Raw genomic sequence first — 25,703 nt, forward strand, 5'->3', positions numbered from 1 at the left:
TCAGCTCCGATCGCGGTTCATGACGGCGTCCACCAGCACCGGGCGGCGCTCCTCGCGCACGATGCGCGCCGCGCGGGCGAGCGTCGCGGGCAGTTCTGCCGCGTCGGTGACCGGGCCGATGCCCTCGACCCCCTGGCTGCGGGCCAGGGTGGCGAAGTCGACGTCGGGGCCGGTGATGTCGATGCCGGCGGTCACGTCGGTGTCGCGGCCACGCTGGTGGCCGATCTCGGTCTGGTGCATCCGGTCCTGGTTGTAGGTGCGGTTGTTGGCCATCACCACGAGCAGCGGCAGCCGCTCGTGGGCGGCGGTCCACAGCGCCGAGGCGGTGTAGAGGAAGTCGCCGTCCGGCTGGATGTCCACGACGAGGGTGTCGTCGTGGCGGTGTGCGAGCGCGGCGCCCAGGGCCGCGGGGACCCCGTAGCCGAGCCCTCCGCCGCCGGAGATGCCGAGGTAGCAGTTGAACTCGTCCATGTCGAACGCGCGGCGTGAGTTGCCGTACAGCGCGCCGAACGCGAGCTGCCACGGACCGCCACGGACCGCCTCGAACGTCTCGGCGGCCAGCCGGGCGGGGCCGAACACGCCGGGCGCGCGGGACAGCCGGTCGCGGAACACCGCCGGGCCGCTCGCCGTGGCGCGCAGGGCCGCGGTGCGCGCGGCGGCGCCCGGCACCGGCAGCTCGGCGACGATCTCGGCGAGGCGCGGCAGGGCCACGGCGGCATCGCCGGTCAGCACCGCCTCGACCCGGTCCCAGGCCGCGGCGGCCCGGTCCAGTGGGGCCCGCTCGATGAGTGCCGCGCCGGACAGCACGAAGACCCGCGCGCCGGGGCGGGGCAGCCAGGCGAAGTCGCGGTTGGCGACGTCGGTGCGGCCGAGGGCGAAGTACGGGTCGCGTACGTCGACGGCCAGGATCACGTCGGCCTCGGCGACGTCGGCGTGGTGGTGCTGGGTGCGGTCGGCCCAGTGCGTGTTGGAGAAGTTGTGCCGGGCGCCGAGGTCCACGACGCCCGCGCCGAGCCGCTCGGCGAGCGCGGCGAGGGCCCGGTAGGCGGCCTCGCTGCGCCCGGCGGTGTCGGCCAGCAGCAGCGGTCGCTCGGCGGTGGCGAGGGCCTCGGCGACGGGGAGCAGGTCGGCGTCGGCGACCGTCGGGGTGCTCTGCCGGGCCAGCGCGGTCGCCGGCGACCACAGCGCGTTGCGCGGCTCGCCGTCGACCACGTCCTCCTGCAGCCCGGCGTCGAGCGCGACGTAGACGGGCGCCTGCGGGTAGGCGGTGGTCACGGCGTGGGCGCGGGCGAGGCTGTGCACGGCGGCGTCGAGGCTGGCCGGCTGATCGTCCCACTTGGTGTAGGAGCGGACCTGCGCGGCCTGGTCGCGGGTGGCGTGGATCCAGTCGATCCACGGCCGGCGGCGGGCGGCGTCGGCCGGGCCGCTGCCGCCGACGACGAGCATCGGCACCAGGTCCAGGAACGCGTTGAACAGCGCCATGGAGCCGGTCTGCAGCCCGACGAGGTTGTGCAGCGCGACACCCATCGGCCGCCCGGTCGCCTTGGCGTAGCCGTGGGCCATGCCGACGGCCACGTTTTCGTGCAGGGTCAGCAGCATCTCCGGCTTTCCCGCGCGGACCAGTGACTCGTGCAGGCCGCGCAGGGTTGCGCCGGGGTTGATGGCGAGGTGCTCGATGCCGAGGCGGGCCAGGACGTCGACCATGACGTCGCTGCCGTACCGCACCGCGTCGTCGGCGCTCATGCCGTCACCTCCGCTGCGCTCCGGCGCCAGCCTGAGCTCCACCCCGCGCCCATGATTCGCAGCCCTCCGCTGCGCTGCGGCCCGCTCATGCCGGCACCTCCGCTGCGCTCCGGCGCCAGCCTGAGCTCCACCCCGCGCCCATGATTCGCAGCCCTCCGCTGCGCTGCGGCCCGCTCATGCCGGCACCTGCGTCGCGTAGTGCTCGGCGACGGCGCCGGGGGTGGTGAGCCAGATGTCGTCGCGGCGCTCGGCGAGCAGGTCCAGGACCCGGCGCAGGGCGTGCAGCCGGTGCGGCTGGCCGGCGGTGAACGGGTGCAGGCTCAGCGCGTACACCAGCGGGGTCCGCGCCGAGTCCGCACCCGCCTGGGTCAGCATCTCGGTCAGGTGGTCGTGGGCGATGTCGGCGAACTCGCGGCCGGTGTGCCCGCGGGAGAGCACCTGCGGATAGTCGTTGGTCTCCAGCGGGTACGGCACGTTGAGCAGCGGCCCACCGCGGGTCGACAGCCACACCGGCTGGTCGTCGATCGGCCAGTCGAGGGTGTACGTGTAGCCGGCCTCGGCCAGCAGGTCCGGGGTGTTGGCGCTCTGCGTGGCGCCCGGGGACATCCAGCCGGCCGGGCGGGTCCCGAACGCCGCGGTGAGCAGCGCCGTGGACTCCTCGATCAGGGTCCGCTCCTCGTCCTCGGCCATCCCGCCCTGCAGCTCGGAGTTGGTGCGGCCGTGCCCGACGATCTCACCGCCGGACGCGCGCAGCGCCTCGGCGACCGGCGGGTACAGCTCGGGGACCCAGGCGTTGAGCAGGAACGCGGCCGGAAGGTCACGGGCGGCGAGCTCGTCGAGGATGCGCCACAGGCCGACCCGGATGCCGTAGTCCCGCCAGCCGTAGCGGCGGTGCTCGCTGTTCGGCGGATCCATGCCGGGCGTCAGCGTCGCCCCGCCACCGCCGTAGGCGAAGCACTCCACGTTGACGGCGACGTAGGCGGCCAGGCCGCCGCCGTGCGGCCAGGCGAACGCGGGCCGGTCGGTGATGGGGCGGTAGGCGTACCGCCCGGAGTCAGGCAGCCGCATGGAACGGTCCCCTCTCGGCCCGCGCGACGTAGTCGTGGGCCTCGTCCAGGCCGATCACGTCGGCGTACTTCTGGTCCAGGTCGAACAGGTTGATCCAGTGCGACGCCTCGATGCGGTCGAATGTCAGCTCCTGCACGACGCCGACGCGATAGTTGAGCGAGAACGCGTCCAGGACTGTGGAGCGGATGCAGCCGCTGGTGACGCCGCCGCCGACGAGCAGCGAGTCGACGCCCCAGTCGGTGAGGTACGCGGCCAGGGGGGTGCCGAAGAACGCGCTGGGCTTCTCCTTGTCCAGCACCACGTCGGTGGGGGCCGGCGTGATCGGGTCGACGATGTCGAAGGCGCGCGGCGCCGGCCTCATGTCCTCACGGCCGCGGCGGTTCTTGTCCAGCCAGCGACCGCGGTTGAGCCCGTCGGGGCGGGGGCGCACCGGCCGGGTGTAGACGACCGGCAGGCCGCGCTCGCGGGCGGCGGCGGCGAGGCCGGCCATGGCCTCGACGGCCCGCCACGCGGCCGGGCCGCAGGAGTTGCGGTACAGCGCCAGCGACTCAGCCTCGCTGAGCCCGGGATCGCCGCAGAACAGGTAGGTGGCGTCGATGAGCAGGACGGCAACGTTGCCGCCGAGCCCCATCCTGGCGCCGTAGCCGGCTTGTGCGGCGATCTCCCGGTCGTGCTCGGTCAGAAACCTGTCCCACCCGGTCATGCGTCCTCCGCTGCACTGGGGTACCGCAATATATGCACGGTATCATGTACTCAAGTTCTATACTAGAGATATACATCTCGCGGACAGGTGCACCTCGCCACCCGGTGCCGAGGCGCGCCCCGCGCCGATCAGGCGTTGATCCCGCCGCGCTCGACGAGCTGGCGGGCGATGACGTTGCGCTGGATCTCGTTGGTGCCCTCACCGACGATCATCAGCGGGGCGTCGCGGAAGTACCGCTCGATGTCGAACTCGGTGGAGTAGCCGTAGCCGCCGTGCACCCGCATCGCGTCCAGCGCGATCTGCATGGCCGTCTCGGACGCGAACAGCTTCGCCATCCCGGCCTCCAGGTCGCAGCGCCGCCCGGCCTCGGCACGCTCCGCCGCGTACAGCACCAGCTGCCGGGCGGCGGTGAGCTTCGTCGCCATGTCGGCGAGGTAGTTGCCGATCGACTGGTGCTGCCAGATCGGCCGGCCGAACGAGTGCCGCTCCTGGGCGTAGCGCAACGCGTCCTCGAACGCGGCCCGTCCCACGCCGAGCGCCCGGGCCGCCACCTGCAGCCGCCCGGTCTCCAGCCCGGTCATCATCTGGGCGAACCCCCGCCCCTCGACGCCGCCGAGCAGCGCCCCGGCCGGCGCCCGGTACCCGTCGAACGACAGCTCGCAGCTCTCCACGCCCTTGTAGCCGAGCTTGGGCAGGTCCCGCGAGACCGTCAGGCCCGGGCCGTGCTCGACCAGCAGGATGCTCACGCCCTTGTGCTTCGGCACGGCGTCCGGGTCGGTCTTGCACAGCAGCGCGATGAGCTGCGAGCGCCGCGCGTTGGTGATCCACGTCTTGGCGCCGCTGATCACGTACCCGTCGCCGTCGCGGCGGGCGGTCGTCGTCATGGCCTGCAGGTCGGAGCCGCCGCCCGGTTCGGTGAGCGCCATCGTGGCCCGGATCGCGCCGGTCGCCATCCCCGGCAGGTACCGCTGCCGCTGCTCGTCGGTGCCGAACGCGAGCAGCAGCTTCGCCACCACCGTGTGCCCGCCCATCGCGCCGGCAAGGCTCATCCAGCCGCGGGCGAGCTCCTCGGTGACCTGCACGTAGCAGGACATGGACACGCGCGCCCCGCCGTACTGCTCGGGAATCGCCAGCCCGAAGACGCCGAGTTCCTTCATCGTGTCGATGAGCCGCTCCGGGTACTCGTTCGCGTGCTCCAGGTCGCGGGCGACCGGGCGCACGTCCCGGTCGACGAAGTCGCGTACCAGGTCGACCACGGCGCGTTCCTCAGCGTTGAGGTCCGTCACACCGTCACCTCCTTTTGCTGATTCAGATGGCGCCGGCATCGCGCAGGGCGGCGATCTGCTCGGCGGTGCGGCCGAGGTCGGCCAGGATCCGTTCGGTGTGCTCGCCGACGGCCGGGACCGGGTCCATGCGCACCTCGGCGCCGCCGAGCACGGCCGGAGGCAGCAGCGCCCGGACCGGCCCGCCGGGGGTGTCCACGTCCCGCCAGCGCGCACGCCCGGCGAGCACCGGGTGGGCGAGGAAAGCGGCCACGTCGTTGAGCCGGGCGTTGGCGATGCCGGCCCGGTCGAGCAGCTCGTGCGCGGCCGCGGCGTCCAGGGTCGCGAACCGCGCGGCGACGACCACGTTGAGCTCGTCGCGGTGCGCGACCCGGGCCGAGCTGCGCGCGAAGCGCGGGTCGTCGATCAGCTCCGGACGGTCCAGCACCGCGCGGCAGAACAGCGCCCAGTCGCGGTCGTGCTGCACGGCGACCAGGACGGTGCCGCCGTCCGCGGTGTCGTAAGGGCCGTAGGGCGCGATGGTGGCGTGTGCTGCGCCGACCCTGGCGGGCTGCCCCGGCCCGTACGCGGTGTAGTACGCCGGCTGCCCCATCCACTCGGCGAGCGCCTCGAACAGCGACACCGACACCGGGTGCGCGACGCCGGTGGTCGCCCGCGTGTAGAGCGCGGTGAGAATGCCGCTGTAGGCGTACATCCCGGCGGCGATGTCGGCGACCGAGATGCCCACCTTCGCCACCCCGTCGGGGGTACCGGTGAGCGACACGAGCCCGGTCTCGAACTGCACCAGCAGGTCGTAGGCCTTGCGCCCGGCCCACGGGCCGTCGGCACCGAAGCCGGTGATGTCGCAGACCACGAGCCGGGGGTGATGCTCGGCCAGGGTCGCGGCGGCCAGCCCGAGCCGGTCGGCAGCGCCGGGCCCGAGGTTCTGCACCAGCACGTCGGCGTCGCGCAGCAGCTCCTCAAGGACGCGGCGGCCGTCGGGGTGCTTGATGTCCAGCGTGAGGGACTCCTTCGAGCGGTTCAGCCAGACGAAGTAGCTGGACTCGCCGTGCACCGCCTCGTCGTACCGGCGGGCGAAGTCACCGGCGCCGGGCCGCTCGATCTTGATGACCCGCGCGCCGAGGTCGGCCAGCTGCCGCGTCGCGAACGGCGCGGCAACCGCCTGCTCGAGGCTGACCACGGTCAGCCCGGCCAGCGGCATCATCGCGACACCGGTGACGTCGCGGCCAGTCCGGCGGCGATCTTCTCCGCCATCGCGTACACGGTCAGGATCATCATTCCCCGCGGGATGCTCGGCATCAGGCTGGCGTCGCCGATGTACAGGTTGGTGAAGCCGTGGACGCGCCCGTCGAGCCCGGCCACCGCCAACGGATCGCCGACCGGGCCGAGGCGGCCGGTGCCGGTCGCGTGATGGAACAGGAAGATGTTGCGCCGGATGTGCTCGCGCAGGTCCGCGTCCACGGGGGCGGCCTCGGCGGCGGCATCGGCGGCGAACCAGCCGCGCACCGCCGGGTCGGTGAGCCGGCTCCGCAGCCACCGCAGGCCGCGGGCGATCGCGTCGAGATCCTCGTCTCGGCCGATGTCGAGGTCGATGACCGGATGCGAGTGCGGGTCCGCGTCCGCGACCGTCACCGAGCCCTCGGCAGCCAAATGGATGAGGAACACGGTGATCGGCAGCAGGCCGTCCGGCGGTGCGGTGTCGCCGTGGTTGACGCCGATGCTCAGGTCGTACGCGGGCAGGGCCGGGTCGCTCTTCACCCGGGCGAACAGTGACTGGCGCGTGCCTGGGACGTGCCCGCGCGCTGCCAGCCGCTCGGCGAAGTCGGGCGCCGTGCGCATGAACAGCCGGCTGCCGTAGTGGTCGTGCAGGTTCCGGCCGACCCCGGGCAGGTGGTGCAGCGGCACACCGGCGCCGAGGATCGGCGCGAGGGCGGCCGCGTCGCCGATGCCGGAACGCTGCAGGACCGTGGGCGTGCCGATGGCGCCGGCGGCCAGCACGACCCGGCGGGCACGCAACTCGCGGCGCCGGCCGTCGCGGATGACGGCCACGCCAGTCACCGTGTCGCCGTCCCACAGCACCCGGTCGATGAGCGTGTCGCCGATGATCGTGAGGTTCGTCCGGTCGCGCACGTCGTCCAGGTAGGCCCGAGCGGCGTGGTGCCGCTCGTCGCCGTCGGCGTTGCGGGTGCCGTACCCCCAGCCCTCGGCGGCGTCGGGGCCGGAGGCGTCGATCGGTCCCGGGAGGCCGGCCGCGGCGTAGGAGCGGCGCAGGTCGTCCAGGAGCGGCGACGTCGCCCGGTCGCGGGTGACCAACAGCGCGCCGTCATGGCCGCGGCCCGGGGCGTCGTCGTCGTGGAGCCGCTCGACCTTCAGCAGGTACGGCCGGAGGTCCTCGAACCCCCAGCCCTCGGCGCCGAGCTGCACCCATCGCGCGTAGTCCTCGCGCAGGCCCCAGTTGATGCCGACGGCGTTGATGACCGAGGAGCCGCCGAGGACCCGGCCGCGGATGAAGGGGATGTCGTAGCCGTACGGCGCGACGTGGTACCCCCAGTCGTACGGGGTCGGCACGTAGGCCGCGTGGTTGAGCGCCGGCGGCCAGGCGCCGCCGCGGCTGTGGCCGAAGTCCGGGCCGGCCTCCACGAGCGCGACCCGCTCGCCGGTGGCCGACAGCCGGTTGGCCAGGACACAGCCGGCGGTGCCGCCGCCGGCGACGACGGTGTCGAACGTGACCTCGGACAGATCTTCCAGCGTGACTTCCGGCATGGGGCTCAGGACCGGTCCCTCCGTTTCGCGACCTTCGTGAGCTTCTGGTTGGCGACGAGCCCCTGCGTCACCGGATGCTGCGGCGCGGTCATGATCTCCTCGACGGTGCCGGTCTCCACGATCCGGCCCAGGCTCATCACGACGATCCGGTCGGCCAGCCGGCGCGCGACGCGCAGGTCGTGGGTGATCACCACGAGGGTGTTCGTCCGCTTCAGGACGCCGAACAGCTCGATGACCTCCTTCTGCGTGGTCGGGTCCAGCGCGGTCGTCGGCTCGTCGGCGACGATCACGGCCGGCCGGTTGACCAGGGCGAGGGCCACCATCACGCGCTGGCGCATGCCGCCGGACAGCTCGTGGGCGTAGCGCCGCATCGCCGCGTCCGGGTCGAGCTCGGCCGCGGTCAGGGCCTCCCGGGTCCGCGCCGCGATCTCGTCCTTGCCGGTGGTGCCGTGGGCCTTGAGGACATCGGCGAAGATCTTGTCCAGGCGTCGCACCGGGTTCAGCGCCGAGGTCGGGTCCTGGAAGATCATCGTCACGGTGGAGCCGCGCAGCGAGCGCAGCGTCTTGTCATCGGCGTCGAACAGTGAGGTGCCGGCGACGCGCACCGAGCCGCCGGTGACCCGGCCGCCCGGGCCGAGCATGCCGAGCAGCGCCTGGCCGATGGTGCTCTTGCCGGCGCCCGAGGTGCCCACGACGCACACGCACTCGCCGCGGCCGATCTGCAGGTCGACCGGCCCGATCCGCACCCCGTGGCCGTGGTCCGGGTCGCCGAGCTCGACGGTCAGCTGGGACACGTCGACCACCAGCTGGGCCGTCCCGGGCGTCCCGGGCGTCCCGGTCGCCTCGGTCGCCCCGGTCGTCTTGGTCGTCTCGGTCATCGCGGTCCCCGATCTGCCGGTCCGGTCGCGTCCAGGTCTGCGGCCTCGGCCGGTGCGAGCAGCTCCGTCATGGTGACCGCCGTGCCCGACCGGGACGCCGCCGCGGCCAGGCGGTCGGCCAGCATGTTCACGAACACCAGCAGCACGACCAGCGCCAGCGCCGAGCTCAGTGCGATCCAAGGATCGCGGTTGAGGTACTGCTGCCCGTCGGCCAGCATGTTGCCCCAGGACGAGGTCTCCAGCGACGGCCCGATGCCGAGCAGGGACAGCGCCGCGGCCGCGCCGAGCACGTCGCCGAACACGAACGCGCTGACGACCGCGACCCGGATGAGCAGCGCGGGGATCAGGTGCTCGCGGATGACCCGCAGCCCGTTGCCCCACACGAGGTTGCTGTAGACGACGTACTCCTGCTCGCGCAGCTGCAGCGTCTCGCCGTGCACGACCCGGGCGACGAGCGGCCACAGCGCGATGCCGAGCACCAGCGCGATCTGCAGGGTGCCCCGGCCCAGCACGCCGATCAGCACCACCGCCATCACGACGAACGGGAACGCCACCTCGAAGTCGACCAGCCGGAGGATCGCCCGTGCCCACCAGCGCCCATACCACCCGGACGTGACCCCGACGAAGGTGCCGACGACCGCGGCGATCAGCGTGGCCAGCAGGGCGACCTCGACCGACCAGGGCAGCCCGTGCAGCAACTCCTGGAGGTTGTCCCGGCCGGCGCCGTCGGTGCCCAGCCAGTGCTGCGCGCTCGGGCCCTGCAGCCGGTCACGGATGGCCTGCTCGGCGTGCCCGGCCCCGTGCTTCCAGACGGTGAGACCGAGGATGAGCAGGCTGATCAGCCAGTACAGTGAACTCTTCACGCCGCGTGGCAGCAGCCGCCGGCTCCGGGTGCCCGTCGTGGTGGCCATCAGCCGTTCCTCCGCAGTCGGGGATCGGCGATCCGGTACAGCACGTCGGAGACCGCGGTGACGGCGAAGACGACCAGGCCGATGAGGGTGACGCCGGCGGCCAGCGACGGGAAGTCCGCGTTCTGCACGCTGACGACCAGCAGCTGACCGAGGCCGTTGATGCCGAAGAGCTGCTCGACGATCACCGCGCCGGACAGCAGCAGCGTGAACTGCGTGCCCGCGGTGGCGATCAGCGGCACCAGCACGTTGGGCAGCACGTACTTGTTGCGGATCGTCGCGGGCGACAACCCGTAGGCGGTCGCGGTGTGCACCAGCTCCGAGGACCAGACCTGCCGCGCGGCGCTCTGCACGACCCGGGCCAGTCGCGGCGCCGCCAGCCAGGCGAGGCTGATGCTCGGCAGGATCCACGAGTCGGCCCGGTCGAACCCGATCGCCGGGAGCACCTGCAGCTTGATGGCGAACACGGTGATCAGCAGCAGCGCGATCATGTAGTACTGGATGCCCTGGGCGGCCAGCACGATGCCGCTGACGACCTTGCGCAGCGGCCGGCGCCGGCCGGCGGCGGCACCGGCGCCTGCGCCGATGTAGATGCCGATCGGCGTGGCGACCGCGACGTTGATGACCGTCGCGATCACGCACAGCAGGAGCGTCGTGGTCAGGCGGCCGGCCGCGAGGTCCAGCGCGGGGACCCGTTCGGTGATCGAGTTGCCGAAGTCGAACAGCAGGAACTGCCGCAGGAAGTTGAGGTACTGGATGATCAGCGGGCTGTCGAGCCCGTAGATCACGCGGATCTGGGCCACGTCCTCGGGGGTCGCCTCGGGGCCGGCCAGGATGACCGCCGGGTCGCCCTGGACCCGGGCCAGGAAGAACAGCACGGTGACGAGCAGGACCAGGAACCCGACCAGCTCGATCACCCGGACCCCGAGCCGGAGCGCGATGCGGCGGGCCACGGGGTCCTGGGCGTCCTGCGGCGGGGCGGCCTCGGCGGGCCGGGAGGAGAGCTGCTGGGTCATCGGGCCGCCGCCGTGGTGAGTTCGGGGCCCGAGCCGTCCCATTCGTCGAGATACCGGCTCGCGGCGATGAGCATGGCGGTGTGCGGGTGCTGCGGGTGGTCCAGCACCTCTTCGGCCGAGCCGGACTCCACGAGCCAGCCGTCCTGCATCACGTGCACGTCGTCGGCGAGCTGGGCGATGACCGACATGCTGTGCGAGACGATCAGGATGGCCAGCCCGACCTCGGCGTGCAGCTCCTCGAGGAGGCCGAGGATCTCGGCGGTGGTCACGTTGTCCAGGGCGGTGACCGGCTCGTCGGCGACGAGGATGGCCGGGCGCACCGACAGCGCCCGGGCGATGGCGACGCGCTGGCGCTCGCCGCCGGACAGCTCGCGGGGCAACGAGTGCAGCTTGCTGGTGGGCAGGCGCACCCGGTCGAGCATCTCGCCGACGCGGCGGGCGATGTCGTCCTTGCTCATCGGCTCGCTGCCGCGCTGCCGGGACCGGGCCCGCAGCGGTTCGGCGATCGAGTCCGCCACCGACCAGCGCGGGTCGAGGCTGGCATAGGGGTTCTGCATGACGACCTGGATGCGGTTACGCAGCGCGAGGGCCGTCTTCGCCGACACGGTCGACAGGTCGGTGCCGGCGATCTCGACGACGCCGCTGCTCGGCTTGGTCAGGCCCAGCAGGGCGCGCAACACGGTCGACTTGCCCGCGCCAGACTCGCCGATAAGCCCGACGATGCGGCCCTGCGGGATGTCGATGCTGACGTCACGGGCGGCGTACACCTGCCGGGCACCGCGGCGATAGGTCACGCTCAGTGAGCGCACAGCGGCGGCGGATGGTGCCGTACTGATACCGGTATCGGCCATTCGTATCGTCCTTCTGATCAGGTGCCGGCACCGTCTTGCCTGGTGCCGGCACCACTGAACGAGTCTGGAGATCAGCTACTTGAAGTACACCGTCTCCCAGGATGTGTTCGTTGAGGAGTCGATTGTGTAACCGGCCACACCGCTGCTGTACGCGATGACCTTGAGCCCGTTGTTGAAGAACAGCGCCGGCGGGTTGTCGTGGATGGCCTTGGCCAGCGCCTTGAGCGTTTCCGCCCGCTCCGGGGTGCCCACGGTCTGGGTCAGGGCCTTGCTGATGAGGTCGGCCTGGGTCTGATCGCACCACGAGCCGGGCTTGCGCAGGCAGCTGTTGAAGGAGTACGCCTTCGTCGCGTCCTGGGTCGGCGCCGTGAGGTACGCCGTGGTGAACATGTCGGCCGGCCACTGCCCCTTGAGCAGGTAGCTCGTCATGTTCGCGGTGGTCTCCTGCTTCATGGTCAGCTTGATCCCGACCTTGGCAAGGTCGCTCTGCGCCTGGGCCAGGAAGTCCTTGTCACCGGCGAAGGCACCGAGGGAGTAGACGCCGGTGAGCTCGAAGCCGTTCGGGTAGCCGGCCTGGTTGAGCAGGTCCTTGGCCTTGGCCTGGTCGTACGGGTAGGGCTGCAGGTCAGCGTCGTGGCCGGTGGTGCCCGGGGCGGTGCCCTGGCTGGCCGCCGTGGTCAGGCCCTGGAAGACCGACTTGATGACCGCGTCCTTGTCGACGGCGTAGTTGATCGCCTGGCGGACCAGCGGGTTGTCCAGCGGCTTCGAGCCGCCCGTGGACGCGATGAACTGCAGCAGGAAGACGGCCTGGTTCTTCAGCGGGAAGACCGTGAAGTCCTTGGCCTTGACGTTGTCGATCTGGTCGAGGTCCACGAGGGTGTTGATGTCGGCCGCACCGGACAGGATCGCGTTGGTCCGCGCCGTCTGGTCGGCGACCTGCTTGATCTGCAGGTTGCCGATGATCGGTTTACGCCACGATGTCGGGTTCGCCTTCAGCGCGATCTCGGTGCTGCTGATCGACGTGACCGTGTAGGGACCGGTGCCGACCGGGGCCTTGGTGAAGCCGTCCATCCCGACCTCGGCCAGGTACTTCGGCGGCACGATGTACAGCGCCGCGATCTCCTGCGGCAGCACCCCGTCGGGCTTGGCGGTGGTGATGTTGACGGTGGAACCGTCGATCTTGCTCGCCCCGGACAGCGTCGGGTTGTACAGCTTGGCGACGCTGCCGGTGCCGGCAGCGCCGAGCAGCGCGGTCACGGTCCCCACGACGGCGTCCGCGTCGACCGGCTCGCCGTTGGAGAACGTCACGTCGGTGCGTAACGAGAACTGCCAGGTGGTGTCGTTGACGCGGTTCCAGGACTTGGCGAGCCACGGCACGGGCGTGCCGGTGTTGTCGACCCGGGTGAGCGCGTCGAAGATCGCCGAGGTGGACTCGGCGCGAGGAGGCGACGCCGCCTGGAACGGCTGCCCGAGGAACTGCGAGATCGAGGGCACTACGACGCGCAGCGTGGCCGCGGCGTTCTTGGCCTCATCGGGCTTGCCCGACGAGGCCGTCGCCGGGTCGGAACTGGTGGAGGATCCGCCGCATGCGGCCAGGGTGGTGGTCAGGGCCAAAATCGAGCAGGTCAGAGCAGTCTTCAAACGGGTCACCGGGTCTCCTTCATATAAGCGAGAGATGGTCGCGACCGGGCTGTGACGCGGAGCAATGCCCTCCTCGCGCAGGCGACCATGCCACCCGTGGCGTCGCTGCGGAAGCTGAGTACAGACACTACACTCATGTACCGGAGTACACTATCAGAGTTAACTGCCTCGTAATAAGAGCCGGTCAGGACCTTTTCGAAGCGGCGGAAGACACCAGGAGTTGTGTGTGGAAACCTACGTGAACTACCTCTACGTCGCAGGTCGCCGCGAACGCGCCCACAGCAGTGCACGACTGGACATCACAAACCCAGCTAATGAGGAACAATTCGGGTCAATCGCCGACGGCGACGCCACCGACGTCGACGTCGCGGTGCGCGCGGCCCGCAGTGCCCTGACCGCCGACGCCTGGCGCTGCCTGACCCCCGCGGCCCGCGGCGACCTGCTCGACAACCTGGCCGCGGTGCTGGACCGGCGCGCGGACGAGTTCGTCGAGGCCCTCCTGCCGCAGAACGGGTTCCCCGTCAGCATGCAGCGCCTGCACGTCATGGGCGCCGCCAATCTCTACCGGTACTACGCCGGCGTGGTCCGTGGGTACGAGTTCGAGGAGCTGCGCACCTATCGCGGCTCGAACACCCTCGTGCGGAAGGATCCGGTCGGGGTCGCCGGCCTGATCGCGCCCTGGAACGGCCCCCAGCCCCTGGCCGCGTTCAAGATCGCGCCGGCGCTGGCCGCCGGCTGCACCGTGGTGCTCAAGCCCGCACCGCAGACCAGCCTCGACGCGTTCCTGCTCGCCGACGCCGTCGCCGAGGCCGGCTTCCCGCCCGGCGTCTTCAACGTCATCACCGGCGGCGCCGCCACGGGCGCCGCGCTCGTCACGCACCCCGGCGTGCGCAAGGTCGGCTTCACCGGCTCCACGGCGGCCGGCCGCGCGATCGCCCAGGCCTGCGCCGCGGACTTCAAGCCGGTGACCCTCGAGCTCGGCGGCAAGTCGGCCGCGATCCTGCTCGAGGACGCCGACATGGAGCTCTTTGCGTCCAAGGCCGCACGGCTGTGCGCGCCCGAGACCGGCCAGGTCTGCTTCTCTCACACCCGCGTGCTGGCACCCCGCGCGCGGTACGACGAGACGGTCCAGGCCGTCACCGCCGCGCTGGCCGCCACCGTCACCGGCGACCCGCGCGCGGAGGACACGACCATGGGCCCGCTCATCTCGCAGGCCCAGCGCGAACGCGTCGAGCAGTACATCGCGCTCGGCCGGGAGCAGGGCGGCCGGGTCGTGCTCGGTGGCGGGCGGCCCACCGGCCTGGACCGCGGCTACTACCTCGAGCCGACCGTCTTCGACTCCGTCGACAACAGCATGCGGATCGCCCGGGACGAGATCTTCGGCCCGGTCGTCGCGGTCATCCCCTACGGCAGCGAGGCCGAGGCGATCGCCATCGCCAACGACTCGGACTACGGCCTCGCCGGCTGCGTCTTCAGCCAGGACGTCGAGCACGCCCTGCAGGTCGCCCGGAAGATCGAGACCGGTTCGATCGGCGTCAACATGTACGGCACCTCGCACGCCGCCCCGTTCGGCGGCGTGAAGGCCAGCGGCATGGGCCGCGAGCTGGGCCCGGAGGGCCTGACCGCCTACCTCACCTACAAGTCGATCTACGGTGCCCCGGACGACGCCGTCCGGGCTCCGGCGGGCTGAGCCGCGCTGACCGGCCGGCACCGGTGACCGCGGTGCCGGCCGCTGGCGACTGACCGTGCGCTCCTCGTCCGGTGGATGCAACGCTTCGCGCCGGCGAACTCGCATGCCAGGTCGTCAGAGCAGAACTCCGGACCATCCCCGCATGCGCGGGGAGCACACCGCCGGCCACGGCAAGACTCTGGACCTCGGCGGACCATCCACGCGTACGCGGGGAGCACCCAGCTCTACACCTGGAACGGTACCGGTTCGAGGGACCATCCCCGCGTGCGCGGGGCCCTGGCCATGGCCGGCGGCCACGGAGGTCAGGACGCGGTGCGCGTCCACTGCTGGTTGTAGCCGGTGCCGCAGGTCCACTGCTGGATGTCGGCGCCGTCACCCGTGCCGGACTGGTAGACATCAAGGCATTTGCCGCTGTGCCGGGCCACCAGGCGGAAGTAGCTGCCCTCGGCCTGCCACTGCCACTGCTGGTTGGTGCCGCTACCGCAGGTGTACTGGACGATGTTCGCGCCATCGGTGGCTGCTGCGGAAGCGACGTCGAGGCACTTGCCGCTGTTCTGGTTGACGATGCGGAAGTAGCCGCCGCCCACGTCCTCGAAGCGCCATTGCTGGTTGGCGCCGCCCCACCAGCTCCACTGTTTGATCTCGGCGTTGTTGGCGGTGGACTGCCCTGAGACGTCCATGACCTTGCCACTGTTGCGGTTGGTGACCCGGTAGTACGTGCCCGACGCCGGCGGCGTCGTGGAGTCACCACCGACGGTGTCACCCCAGGCATACCGGATCCGGTCAGCGCCGGAGATGTTGCGGACGGTCAGGTTGAGATCGGTGCCGCTACCGCTCAGGGCGAACATCGAGTACCAGTCGTAACCGGAGCTGCCGACCTTGCCGCCGAGAGCGGGCCAGTAGGTGCCGCCCATGTGATTGTCACGCATGACCTGGGCCATGGCGCGGATGTAGCGCACGAAGTTGTCGGTGCTGTTCGCATCGCCGTAGTTGAGACCGTTGTCCATGGGCGCACCGAACTCCGTGGCGACCGCACGCGAGGAGCAGTTGCCCAGACGCGTCTGAATGTGGCTCCGGAATGCGTCATAGGTCATCGCACTGTAGAAGAACGCGTAGTAGTGGAACGACAGCAACGTACCGCTGAAGCGGCTGTCGTTGCAGATGTCCCGTAGGTCCTGACTGAAGCCGGTGCCGCCGATGAGCACCCGGCCGGGCACGGCGGAGTAGTGATAGCTGAGCCAGTTGGCCGCGACGTCGCGCCATTCTGTCGAGCTGTAGCCGTGCGGTTCGTTCATCGGCTCGAAGTACACGTTGGTGTTCGAGCCGTACGTGTTCGTGACGCTGGACCACATCGCGTTCCACGCGGCGAGGTTCGTGATCCTGCCGCCCGAGGCGGAGGCGGCGTCCTCCCAATAGGCGAGGATGACCTTGAACCCGCGCTCAGTGGCGGCATCGATGGCGCCCCGATAGGCGTTCCACCACGTCGTGTTGGACACGGTGTAGGTGTTGATAGGCAGCCGGACGGTGTTGATCCCCATGGTGGAGGCCATGTCGTCGTAGAGGGCGTTGGCCTTGGCCCGCACTGTCGCGTTGCTGTCGGACTGACTCAGACCCTGCAGGACGAGCGGGTTCCTGTTGAAGTTGTCTCCGAGCACCGCCCAGTTCATGCCCCTGAACTGGGCGGTGGCGGCCTGCGCGGGGGTAGCGGTCATCACGACCGACATGCCGGCGATGGCCAGCGCCGTTGCCGCTGCCAGCCCGGCGGCCCTGATCTTCGTGCGAAATCTCATGCAGTTTCTCCTCTCAGACGGTGGTCCGTGACCACTGCTGGTTGCTACCGGTGCCGCAGGACCGCTGTCGGATGACGGCGCCGTCGTCCGTGCTGGACGGGTGGACATCGACGCACATGTCGCGCCGCCACGCGTCCGGCCGCTCCGCGCACGCCGATGCGCCGAGTCGGACGGTCGCCACACCCCAACCGGGAGGCCGTAACCTCCCAGCAACATCTTGATAATCGAACGTGAACGGCGCCATCATTCGAACCCGTTCGTTCAAAATCACGCACAGACGAACATGCGTGAGCCCGACGTGCCGTCGATCAGGATCTGCACCCGCCCGTATCAGGTACGGCGTGGACACGCTCATGGAGAGGATGCGGTGGTTGCGGGCGAACGTGTCCAGTCAGGACGTCGACGGTTTGGTTGAGCTGGTCATGGGCCGGATTGCGGCGGACGCTCCGCCCGGCGAGACCGCCCGCGTGATCTTTCGCGGAACTCGCTGGCCGGCTCGGGATGACGATGCCGGCTGTCCACGGGGCCGCCCTGCTCACCGGCGCCACGATCAGGCGCGTGAGGGCCTGCGGGTAGTCGGCATCGGATCGGCGGAAGCTGCCGCTCACGCCACCGCCGACCCAGGCGGCAAGCAGCAGTGCACCGGCGGACACGAACGCGACCGTGCCGAACAGGGTCGCGGCTGCCGCGGTCCACAGCGCGGCGGCCGGCCCGGACCAGGTCAGCAGCGCCGCGGCCAGCAGCGGCGCGACAAGCAGCAGGACCTGCTGGATCAACGATTCGGCGGCGTAGGCCGTGCCGGTCGTGGTGCCGTCCGGGACGAGCCGCGGCCACAGCGCCTTCATGCTGCCGGAAACGGGCGGGAATCCGGCCCTCGTCGGCGGGGTCACCGCAGGTCCTCCTCCGCGCAGACAAGTTCCGAGCGCCCGCTCAGCGCCCTCCTTGCGGACGCCTACGACCTGTTGATCTGTGCCTTGGTCTGTTCAATGAGGCTTGTCCGGGTCGGCTTTGACCGTTCCCCGGCAGTCCGGACACCGGCCGTTCGGGCGCGGTGGTGTCGGACGCGGTGGTGCTGTGGCGCGGGTCGGCGAGTGGCCGCGACGACGCGGCACTGTTGGAGATCAGTGATGCGCGGTGGACGGCTCCTGTCGTGTCGCCCCTCCGGTGGGGGCGGGTGGTGACGAACCGGCCGGGCCTGCGGGTGGAGGCGTGAGTCCAGAGGTCGGCCGGTCCAGCCGATCCCGCACCCGCTGGACTTCGAAGGTGTCGAGGTCGCCATACGCGGCGAGCGCCTGCCGCCAGTGGTGGGCGGCTGTGGCAGGGCGTCACGACCCGGGACACGAAGTTCTGGTTCCACTGCAGCGGCGGCGTTATCACGTCCGGTGAGACGATCCAGGACAACTACGGCAAGCTGCGCTTCTGGAACGGCCAGGCGACCTCCGCGGTCAAGGTCTGGACCGGCGCCTACGGCGCCGAGTCCCTCAGCTACTTCGGCGACGACAGCAGCTCACCCGACACCCTCTTCACGCTCAGCGAACACCCGGGCTATCGCGGGGTGATCGCGATCCAGGCATCCGACTTCGACTGACCGCCGTCGGTCAGGACGGGTCGGTGCTGATGACCGACCCGTCCTGGTCCGGGCCGTCCGCGCATCCAACTCCGCCTGGTCCAAGACGCCGACGTCCTCATCGACGGACCTGAGCACCTCGCCGGGGTCCTCAACGCGCTGTGGGCACGGCAGCTTCATGCACTGCGCGACAGCCGACAGCCCAATCCCGCGCCGAAGGCCGGCAACGGGCCCGCCGCCACGGCGACCGCCGCTGGCTGCGGCACGTCGTCAAAGCCCTCCTCAGCCCCGACGACGCCGCCGTCGACGACCTCTGGCACGCCGGGCAACTCGCCGCCCTGCTCCTCGCCCGCGTCGACGCCCGGATCGTCACCGGCAAAGACGTCCGCGGTGTCCGCGCCGCCGTCACCGGCGTCCTCGGCCGCAAGCGTCTGCGGTAGCCGCGTGACATTTGGCGGGACGCACACGGCACCGGCCGCCGACGACGGCCGCTTCCCGGGCCGCCTGACCGCGGCCCTCGCCGAATACCTCGCCGTCGCCTACGGCATCACCCCGGCCCGGTACGCCACGCTGCTGCTCACCCACCGGCACGGCCCACCCGAAACCTGCCAGCGGCACAACATAACCGGCAACTGCGCCCGGCAAACTCCTGCGATAGACGACGTACGGCGAGGCCGCAGTTCGCCATATAGCCGCTAAATCCATATTAGGCGGTATGTGGCACACTTTTTCGGGTGATTAACTCACCAAAACTCCTTTCCGGTCGGTACCGGCTAATAGAGCCCCTCGGCGAGAGCGGCACGTCGATGGTCTGGCGGGCATACGACGAGGTGCTCCGGCGCCGGGTGGCGGTGAAACTCCTTGCCGCCTGGCCCCGTGACGCGGGCCAGCTGCACGCTGGCGTCCAAGTCGCCGCGCTGCTGAACCACCCCAACGTCAGCGCCGTCTACGACTACGGCGTGGCCGGCGACGAACCCTTCGTGGTGATGGAGCTCGTCGACGGCGTGTCCCTGGCCGACCGGCTCACGCGCGGCCGGCTGCCGTGGCGGGGCGCGGTCGAGGTGTGCGCGTACGTCGCGGCCGCGCTGTCGGCCGCCCATGCCCGCCGCCTGGTGCACAGCGACATCAAGCCCGGCAGCATCATGCTGACCGAGGACGGGGTCAAGGTTCTCGGCTTCGGCATCGCCGCGGTCACCTCGCCCCGCCAGACGGCAGGCCCGGCCGCCGACGTCTACGCCCTCGGCATGCTGCTCTTCTCCGTGCTGACTGGCCAGCCGCCGGCGGACCGGAAGGCGGGGCTGCTGCGCGGCGATCCCGGGCTCACACCGCTGCCGCTGATCCCGGGGATGCCCCTGGAGGTCGCGGCGCTCTACCAGCACTGCGTCGCACCGGATCCGAACCTGCGCCCCTCCGCGGCGGCGCTCGCCCGCCGGTTCGCGGATCTGGCCGGGGTACGGGTCGGCGCCGTCGACGTGCGGGAACGCCCTATCGCCGGCTCGGTCGTGGGCTTGGGCACCAGCGCGACCGCGACGATGCGGTTGACGGGCACCCGGGACCTGCCGGCGACGCCGGCGCGTCGGCCGCGGGTTCGCCGCGCATCGGTGATCGTGGCCGTTGCGGGCGCGGTCGTGGCCGCTGCGATCGGGGTCGCCGTGGCAGCCACCGCGCTGGGACCGGCACTGTCCGGCGGTTCCACCGCGGCCCGCTGGTCGGGCACGCCCCAGCCCTCCGCCAGGTCCGCCACACCGGCCGGCGAGACGGGATCCGCGTCCCTCGGCGCCAAGGCGCCGGACGAGCCGTCGTGCAGGGTGACGTACCAGGTGAAGCAGATCTGGGACAACGGCGCGACCGTCGCGTTGTCGATCGCCAACACCGGCGAGGTCGTCACGCAGCGCTGGACCCTGACCTTCGACCTCGCCGAAGGCCTGCAGACGCGGGATGGCTGGAACGGCGCCTGGCAGCAGCAGGGCGCGCGGGTCACCGTCGCGGGCCTGCCGGGCCATCCGGACCTCGCGGCCGGCTCGTCCGTGAGTGACGTCGGTGTCAGCATCGACGGTCGCGGCGCCACCGGCATTCCCGGCAGCTTCGTGCTGAACGGGCAGCGCTGCCAGGTCACCGCGCAACCGTGATTAGCTGCTGACCGGAAGAAACCACGACAATCGGTAACGAAACCGCATCCATCCTGCTCAGCTGCGTAAACGCGTCATAACCTCCTGCCGGGAACGCTCCGAACCCCTCGTTCCCCGCAGTGAGGAGCACCGTGACACGTCCGTCCCGCGCGCTGGCGACCATCGGCCTGATGCTCGCCTCATTCATCACCGCCGCCGTGGCCGGCGGCGGCACGGCGCAGGCCAGCACCCAGATCTGCGACAAGTACGGTTCGGCCACCGTCCAGGACCGCTACATCGTCATGAACAACCGCTGGGGCGTCGACACCCCGCAGTGCGTCAACGTCGGTACCGCGGGTTTCGCCATCACGGCAAGCCACAACAAGCCGACCAACGGCGCGCCCGCGTCGTACACGGCGATCTACTACGGCTGCCACTACGACAACTGCTCACCACACACCACCCTGCCGATGCAAATCGGCAAGATCAGCAGCGCGACAAGCAGCGTCAGCTTCTCGTATCCGGCCAGCGGCGTCTACAACGTGTCGTACGACATCTGGCTGGACCCGGCGGCCAACAGCCACGGGACGAACAAGCAGGAGCTGATGATCTGGTTCGCCAAACGCGGACCGATCCATCCCGTCGGCTCGCGCGTTGCGACGGCGACCATCGGCGGCCACACCTGGGACGTATGGTCCGGCTTCAACGGCTCCAGCGACGTCGTCTCGTACGTCGCACAGTCGCCGATCACGAAGTGGAACTTCGACGTGCGGGCCTTCATCGACAACGTGAAGACGCGCAGCACGGTCACCAACGCGTGGTACATGACCAGCATCCAGGCCGGGTTCGAGCCCTGGGTGGGCGGCACCGGCCTGGCCGTCAACGACTTCGCCGCGAACGTCAGCGGCGGCGGCACCAGCGGCGCGGTCCCACCGCCGGCGCCGTCACACACCCCCTCGTCACCGGCGCCGTCACATGTGCCGTCACATGTGCCGTCACAGAGTCATGCCGCCTCGGCCGGCAGCACCCCTTCGACGCGGCCGGCCTCACCGAGCGGCCGCCCGTGCCGATGATGCCCGGTTGGTAGCCTCCGGAGCCTCTCACCGACGAAGACCACCGAGGCGCTGTCCCCGACGTCGCCGCATCGCCCGTCAGGTCTCCTCGACCGCTTTTGACGCCGGCGAGCGGGTGACGCCGCCGCGGCCCGAAGCTGGCGCGGCCGTACATCTGCTTGGGCAATCCTCGTGTCCCCCACGCGCTCCAGGAGGTCCGCACACGCCGCGCGACCAAGCACGCCTCGGCGAGACCGGGCGGCGCACCGCGGGTCGAGGTCGGACACCGAGGTCGTCTGCGGGTGCTGATCGGACGACCGGCCGAGGAACGGGCGCGGCTCGATAACGGCCACGCGCGCCGCCCATACCAGCCCGGCGACGTCGTCGATCACCGTGCTCTCGGAGGGTCGTTCCCGTACGGGGAAGGACTTCTCCCGGGTACCCAGCGTCAACGGGCGCCCGGGTAGGTTGCGGCAGCAACGCGTCAGCCATTGCGACGCAGTTCGCGATCAGCTCCGCTTTGCTGTATCCGCCCAGCGCGTTGAGCACGAGATCGGGCCGGAGACGATACCCGCCGGCCGCCCATCCTGACCGCCCGGGAGATCACCGCAACCTCCACTGGCCCGGGACGCTGCGGTAGCAAGTGCAGGCTGTCCGCGCTCGGTCAGGGGCGCAAGACGCCGGTGATGTCGAGAACGTCCCGGACCACGTGTGTGGGCCTGACCCGTTGAACGAATATCTCAACACGTGGCCCGGGGACCCCGGGCCCGGCGCGTCCCGATCCCTCCGTCGTCGTGGCTCTCCTCAACCCTCGCCGACGTGCTTGCGCCAGTCACGCATCGCGTCACGGACCTTGTCGAACACCGCGATCGGCGCCCCGATGAAGAGATTCGCGACGGCCGACTCTCCCGCCGCAGGGTGCGGACGCGGGGGTGCCAGCGCCTCCGCCGCCTCGAAGGCACGCGCCATCCGGCGGAGCCGGTCCGCGTCGGCATGCTTGCGAAGCTGCGTGAACTCCGTGCGCTCCTCCTGGGCCGCGTGCGCCAGGACCGATTCGCCGAGCATACCCACGCGTTGGTCGAACTCCGGGTGGTCTACCCCCAGATCGTAGAGATCGGACAGTGCCTGCTTGGCGTCCGACTCTTCGTGGAGCCGTTCGTCGATGATCTGGTCGCCGTTCGGAATGATGGTGCGCGCCGCCGGATGCACGACCTGCTCCTCCGCGCTCTCGTGGACGGCGAGTAGCCGGACGAGGTCATGGAACAGTTCGTCCTTTTGCGGGCCCTGAGCGGAAGCCACCTGTGCAAAGAGCTGTTTGATCTCGGTGTGCCGGGCGAGCAGGATGTGCACTACGTCCTGCTGTTGAGCCTGCGTCTGCCTGCCGACGGCCTGGCTGACGTCGTTCGGCGAGTTGAACCGTTCACCGGGCATAGTCCGCAGAGTCTGTACCACGTCGCTGTCGGCACCGTGCTCGCGGGCGTATTCGACGAGATGCTTTTTGTCCGTCGGGTAGTCCACGTCGCCGAGATACCGCTGTACCTGGGTTGGCGTAACAGTCATGGTTGGGTGCCTACCCAATGACGCGCTGACCACGCCCGGCCCTACGGCACCGCAAAGGCCTTTCATGCCAGTGGGTGCGTCCACCAGGCGGCAAACCGAACCGCAGTCCCTGACTGGAAAGACGCGACCGCGTGACGCCAAACATGCGGAGCGATCGAACCGTCATTGGGCGGTCTTCATGGCACCTGTGTCGGCGCCGACGCGCAGCCGGCTGAGCGGATCCGGGCCGCGCATGCCGCCTCCGACGGTACTACGGGTTCAATCTTGCGCCTCCCGAAGTACGGCGTCGGCCGCCCTACGGTCTCGAGCGACCCGGACCAACGCCGCAGCCAGTTTCGGCAACTGCGCCGTTGACACCAGGCCGGCGAGTTCGTCGGCCGACCGGGGAAGGTGCAGTCGCTCTGCACCATCGACGACCTTGGCGTCGGCGAACGGCGCGATGTCCGGCCACACCGCCTGTACCTCACGCAAAAAGATGTCGGCTCCCGTGGGCCCGATACCCGGGAACTCGGTCAGCAGCACGCGAAGCCGGTCGACATCGCCATCTGCCTCGCGGTGCAGGCGACGCAGATCGCCGTGCCAACGATCTTGGCAGAGGTGGGCGGCGTCGCCGAGCATGGCCGCGGTCCGCTCCTCGTAGCGCCGATAATGGCCACGAGCCAAGGCGTCCACCCGGTCCTGCCAGGTCGCCTCGATCATTCTTTGCGGTGTGCGATATCCGGCCCGAAACAGCTCCCGGCCTGCGGCCACCGCGACGTCGGCCGAAATGCGGGCGCTGAGCAACGTCGAGAGCACCAGCAACTGGTACAGGGGGGCGGGCTTGTCGGCCAGCGTGATGCCAGCGTCCTCGGTAAAGCTGCTGCCTTGGCGGTCCAGGAGCGCCGTAACCGTGCGTTCGTTGTCCAGAGTTGCCATGTTCCTGCTCCACTCATCGAGAGCACTACGCCAGAGCACCACGCCGGCGCACCGTCACCGGCCTGGTGGGGCTGGACCCCGCACTGAGCCGCCCTGCGACGTGCCATGCCACCTGGTCATACCTACGGGGTGGCTACCCGACGTTCTTGTACCGCGTGCCCACTGCAGCACGGCGCAAACGGAATCGGTCAAGACTTGCGGGTATCGATGTCGGCGTACGGCTCACTGGCTCTCGCACAGTCTCGGTGGTCCTGGTTGGTCGGTCACAGCAGGCGGGATGCGCCTGGCGAGTAGATGACACGGCGCCAGGACCCGTGTTGCCGGTGTCTGGGCGCACCACGGATGGGTGGCATGCCGACATCCCGCACCGCGACAGGTAGACCGTCTTTCTCGAGGTCGCCGAACTGCTCCGCAGGCGTGTGCCGAGGGTTCGTCGGTGACCTGCGGGTAGGTGTCAAGTGACCAGTGAAGCAAGGAGACGACAAGGAGTTGTGCAATGGCCGAGTCTCATACCCCTGCCGATGACATCGTCTACGACCTCGTAAGTATCCAGTACCACGCCCTCAAAGGCAGCCAGGTGTGCGCGAAGTACGCTGCCGACGCCAAGGGCCACGACGACGTCGAGGCGTTCATCGAACAGGTCCGCCGCGAGGACGCCGACCGCGCCGTGCGCGCCCACCAGTTGCTGGGCAGACTCACCACAGCGCGCGCCGGCATCGGCTGAACAAGGAAACATCTGCGGGCCGAACTCCGATCGGGCGCACAGCCGCTACATACGACGCCTGACCGACACTGCGATCGGGGGCCGTGAGGTCCGGCTTGACCTCATGGTCCGCCGGTACTTCTGCCAGCAGGCCACCTGCGCGCGGAAGATCTTCGTCGAACAAGTGCCCGAGATAGCGGTGGACACGAGCATCTGTGGTTCGCGCTGGACGTCGAGGACGGCGACCGGCAGGTGCCAGCGACGGTTCAGGTAGCGGACCTCCTCAGGCAGGCGCAGCTCGGCGCCGGGCAGGCTGCCGCGGGCGCGGCTGAGCCTGTTGGTGGTGAACATCCACACGGTGGCGAAGAACCCGGCCCGTTTATCGGCGTGGTTGCGTCGTTGTAGCTCATCGACAGCGATGGCGCTGTCCTGCACCTCGACCGCGACCCGGACCGGGCCGTTGCGGCCCTGGATGGTGACCGCGACGTCGACCCGCCGCCAGCCGCCGCTGTGCGGCTCCTCCAGGGCCACCTCGTGGCCGTGTTCCCGGAACCGCTGGGCGAGGAGGACCTTCGCGCGCATGTGTGGGATCGACTCGCCTGCGCGCCGCACCGCGGTCCGGCCGGCCGGTGCGCAAAGTGTGAGACCACCACCCGGCCGGGTTTGGCGACGACCGTCCAGCCGCACACCGGGCAGCGGTAGTCGGGGGACGCCGGCAGGCGCTTCGACGCCTCGACCCGTTCCCCCGAGCGCGCGTGGACGGCCACGAGCATGCCTCAAGCCCGCCACGTACGGCTTCCACCCCGCCACGTCGCGGAGACCCGCGGCCGGGCTGCCACGACACCCGGATCGGCGTGCGGGCCCACTGGTAGATGCACGGGCCGTGCGCGCCCGCGCCGGCAGACAACCGCCGCCACGCCGAGGCCGGCAACACCGCGACGAGGTCGTCGACCCGCACGAACCCCATATGCGTGGTGACCACGTCGTCGTTGCTCCTGGTCGCCATCACGCAGCCGACATCGCGTTCCTCCAGCCACACCCGCAACGACTTCACCTGGCCGTAGGCCTCGTGCTGGCGCAGGGCGCGGCGGGTCCGGCCGAGGAGCACGACGAGCCCGGCCTCGTCCGCGGTCCCCCACCCGCACGGCACACCCGCGTCCAACGCCCGGGCCAGCATGACCTTGGCCTGCTCAGGTTCGGTGGCGAGCCCGACCTCGTCCGGCGCGCCGGCACGCGGCACCGGTCCCGGTCTTCGGTCCACGACGCAGGCAGGTACAACTCCCGGTCGATCAGGGCGTGCCCGGCCTCACCGGCAGTTCTCGGTCCGCCCAGCGGTGCCTGAGTACTGCCGCTGCACCCCGGCCGACCGGGTGCCGTTCTTCAGAAACCCGGTGTCATCGACGATCAACACCCGTCCCGGCGGCCCAGATGCTCAACCGCCGCGCGTCGCAAGTCAGGCGTCGC

21 protein-coding genes and 2 pseudogenes are annotated in these 25,703 nt (G+C 70.5%); 5 read left to right on the plus strand and 18 right to left on the minus strand.

Annotated elements, in window-relative coordinates; all coding sequences use genetic code 11:
- The 11 genes from OHA72_RS46465 to OHA72_RS46515 all read right to left on the minus strand — a co-directional run bounded on the left by OHA72_RS46465 (position 1) and on the right by OHA72_RS46515 (position 12,863).
- Positions 1 to 1,743, minus strand: coding sequence for a thiamine pyrophosphate-binding protein (locus OHA72_RS46465; RefSeq protein WP_327002505.1), 1,743 nt, complete (start codon positions 1,741 to 1,743; stop codon positions 1 to 3).
- Positions 1,744 to 1,917: 174 nt separating this feature from the next.
- Entirely contained in the window at positions 1,918 to 2,811 is an 894-nt protein-coding gene (locus tag OHA72_RS46470; RefSeq protein WP_327002506.1) for a polysaccharide deacetylase family protein, read from the minus strand.
- Positions 2,798 to 3,514, minus strand: coding sequence for an isochorismatase family protein (locus OHA72_RS46475; RefSeq protein ID WP_327002507.1), 717 nt, complete (start codon positions 3,512 to 3,514; stop codon positions 2,798 to 2,800). Before OHA72_RS46475 ends, OHA72_RS46470 begins: the two co-directional genes overlap by 14 nt.
- Before the next feature lie 128 nt (positions 3,515 to 3,642).
- On the minus strand, positions 3,643 to 4,800 hold the full coding sequence (locus OHA72_RS46480; RefSeq protein ID WP_327002508.1) for an acyl-CoA dehydrogenase family protein: 1,158 nt from the start codon (positions 4,798 to 4,800) through the stop codon (positions 3,643 to 3,645).
- Positions 4,801 to 4,822: 22 nt separating this feature from the next.
- A complete protein-coding gene (locus tag OHA72_RS46485; protein WP_327002509.1) occupies positions 4,823 to 6,001 on the minus strand; it encodes a CaiB/BaiF CoA transferase family protein in 1,179 nt (392 codons plus the stop codon).
- The gene (locus OHA72_RS46490; RefSeq protein ID WP_327002510.1) at positions 5,998 to 7,560 is read right to left on the minus strand and encodes a GMC family oxidoreductase; all 1,563 of its coding nucleotides are present in this window, start codon (positions 7,558 to 7,560) and stop codon (positions 5,998 to 6,000) included. The genes OHA72_RS46485 and OHA72_RS46490 overlap by 4 nt, the downstream gene beginning before the upstream one ends.
- 5 nt (positions 7,561 to 7,565) lie before the next feature.
- Positions 7,566 to 8,438 carry an ABC transporter ATP-binding protein gene (locus OHA72_RS46495; RefSeq protein WP_327002511.1) on the minus strand — a complete coding sequence of 291 codons (873 nt, stop codon included), beginning with the start codon at positions 8,436 to 8,438 and terminating at the stop codon, positions 7,566 to 7,568.
- The gene (locus tag OHA72_RS46500; protein ID WP_327002512.1) at positions 8,435 to 9,349 is read right to left on the minus strand and encodes an ABC transporter permease; all 915 of its coding nucleotides are present in this window, start codon (positions 9,347 to 9,349) and stop codon (positions 8,435 to 8,437) included. Before OHA72_RS46500 ends, OHA72_RS46495 begins: the two co-directional genes overlap by 4 nt.
- Positions 9,349 to 10,362, minus strand: coding sequence for an ABC transporter permease (locus tag OHA72_RS46505; RefSeq protein ID WP_327002513.1), 1,014 nt, complete (start codon positions 10,360 to 10,362; stop codon positions 9,349 to 9,351). Before OHA72_RS46505 ends, OHA72_RS46500 begins: the two co-directional genes overlap by 1 nt.
- Positions 10,359 to 11,156 (minus strand): ABC transporter ATP-binding protein, encoded by a 798-nt coding sequence (locus OHA72_RS46510; RefSeq protein ID WP_327002514.1) that lies wholly within the window; start codon positions 11,154 to 11,156, stop codon positions 10,359 to 10,361. The genes OHA72_RS46505 and OHA72_RS46510 overlap by 4 nt, the downstream gene beginning before the upstream one ends.
- A 132-nt stretch (positions 11,157 to 11,288) precedes the next feature.
- A complete protein-coding gene (locus OHA72_RS46515) occupies positions 11,289 to 12,863 on the minus strand; it encodes an ABC transporter substrate-binding protein (protein ID WP_327002515.1) in 1,575 nt (524 codons plus the stop codon).
- A gap of 229 nt (positions 12,864 to 13,092) precedes the next feature.
- Here OHA72_RS46515 and OHA72_RS46520 point away from each other — a divergent pair, with 229 nt between their 5' ends.
- The gene (locus OHA72_RS46520) at positions 13,093 to 14,544 is read left to right on the plus strand and encodes an aldehyde dehydrogenase (RefSeq protein WP_327011791.1); all 1,452 of its coding nucleotides are present in this window, start codon (positions 13,093 to 13,095) and stop codon (positions 14,542 to 14,544) included.
- A 302-nt stretch (positions 14,545 to 14,846) separates the two neighbouring features.
- On the opposite strand, the gene OHA72_RS46525 is transcribed toward OHA72_RS46520, so the two are convergent.
- Positions 14,847 to 16,442, minus strand: a complete 1,596-nt coding sequence (locus OHA72_RS46525; RefSeq protein WP_327002516.1) for an RICIN domain-containing protein — start codon at positions 16,440 to 16,442, stop codon at positions 14,847 to 14,849.
- Positions 16,443 to 16,642: 200 nt separating this feature from the next.
- Complete coding sequence (locus OHA72_RS46530) at positions 16,643 to 17,110, minus strand: hypothetical protein (RefSeq protein WP_327002517.1); 468 nt, start codon at positions 17,108 to 17,110, stop codon at positions 16,643 to 16,645.
- 952 nt (positions 17,111 to 18,062) lie between these two features.
- Between OHA72_RS46530 and OHA72_RS46535 the strand changes: the two genes are divergently transcribed.
- The 3 genes from OHA72_RS46535 (at position 18,063) to OHA72_RS46545 (ending at position 21,082) form a co-directional block, all read left to right on the plus strand.
- Entirely contained in the window at positions 18,063 to 18,341 is a 279-nt protein-coding gene (locus OHA72_RS46535) for a hypothetical protein (RefSeq protein ID WP_327002518.1), read from the plus strand.
- Positions 18,342 to 18,635: 294 nt separating this feature from the next.
- Positions 18,636 to 20,030 (plus strand): serine/threonine-protein kinase, encoded by a 1,395-nt coding sequence (locus OHA72_RS46540; RefSeq protein WP_327002519.1) that lies wholly within the window; start codon positions 18,636 to 18,638, stop codon positions 20,028 to 20,030.
- 131 nt (positions 20,031 to 20,161) lie between these two features.
- Positions 20,162 to 21,082 (plus strand): GH12 family glycosyl hydrolase domain-containing protein, encoded by a 921-nt coding sequence (locus tag OHA72_RS46545; RefSeq protein WP_327002520.1) that lies wholly within the window; start codon positions 20,162 to 20,164, stop codon positions 21,080 to 21,082.
- Between the two features lie 783 nt (positions 21,083 to 21,865).
- Here OHA72_RS46545 and OHA72_RS46550 read toward each other — a convergent pair.
- Positions 21,866 to 22,579, minus strand: a complete 714-nt coding sequence (locus tag OHA72_RS46550) for a DUF2795 domain-containing protein (RefSeq protein WP_327002521.1) — start codon at positions 22,577 to 22,579, stop codon at positions 21,866 to 21,868.
- 300 nt (positions 22,580 to 22,879) lie between these two features.
- Positions 22,880 to 23,536 (minus strand): hypothetical protein, encoded by a 657-nt coding sequence (locus OHA72_RS46555; protein WP_327002522.1) that lies wholly within the window; start codon positions 23,534 to 23,536, stop codon positions 22,880 to 22,882.
- 496 nt (positions 23,537 to 24,032) lie between these two features.
- On the opposite strand from OHA72_RS46555, the gene OHA72_RS46560 reads away from it, so the two are divergent.
- Entirely contained in the window at positions 24,033 to 24,260 is a 228-nt protein-coding gene (locus tag OHA72_RS46560; protein ID WP_327002523.1) for a hypothetical protein, read from the plus strand.
- Between the two features lie 45 nt (positions 24,261 to 24,305).
- Here OHA72_RS46560 and OHA72_RS46565 read toward each other — a convergent pair whose 3' ends face one another.
- From OHA72_RS46565 to OHA72_RS46570, 3 genes and pseudogenes are all read right to left on the minus strand, one after another.
- Complete coding sequence (locus OHA72_RS46565) at positions 24,306 to 24,821, minus strand: competence protein CoiA family protein (protein WP_327002524.1); 516 nt, start codon at positions 24,819 to 24,821, stop codon at positions 24,306 to 24,308.
- A gap of 86 nt (positions 24,822 to 24,907) precedes the next feature.
- Positions 24,908 to 25,012, minus strand: a pseudogene (locus OHA72_RS65155) (hypothetical protein); the annotation flags it as partial.
- A 47-nt stretch (positions 25,013 to 25,059) separates the two neighbouring features.
- Positions 25,060 to 25,694, minus strand: a pseudogene (locus OHA72_RS46570) (transposase); the annotation flags it as partial.
- Between the last annotated feature and the right edge of the window lie 9 nt (positions 25,695 to 25,703).

The sequence above is a fragment of the Dactylosporangium sp. NBC_01737 genome (assembly GCF_035963215.1).
Classification (GTDB): Bacteria; Actinomycetota; Actinomycetes; order Mycobacteriales; family Micromonosporaceae; genus Dactylosporangium.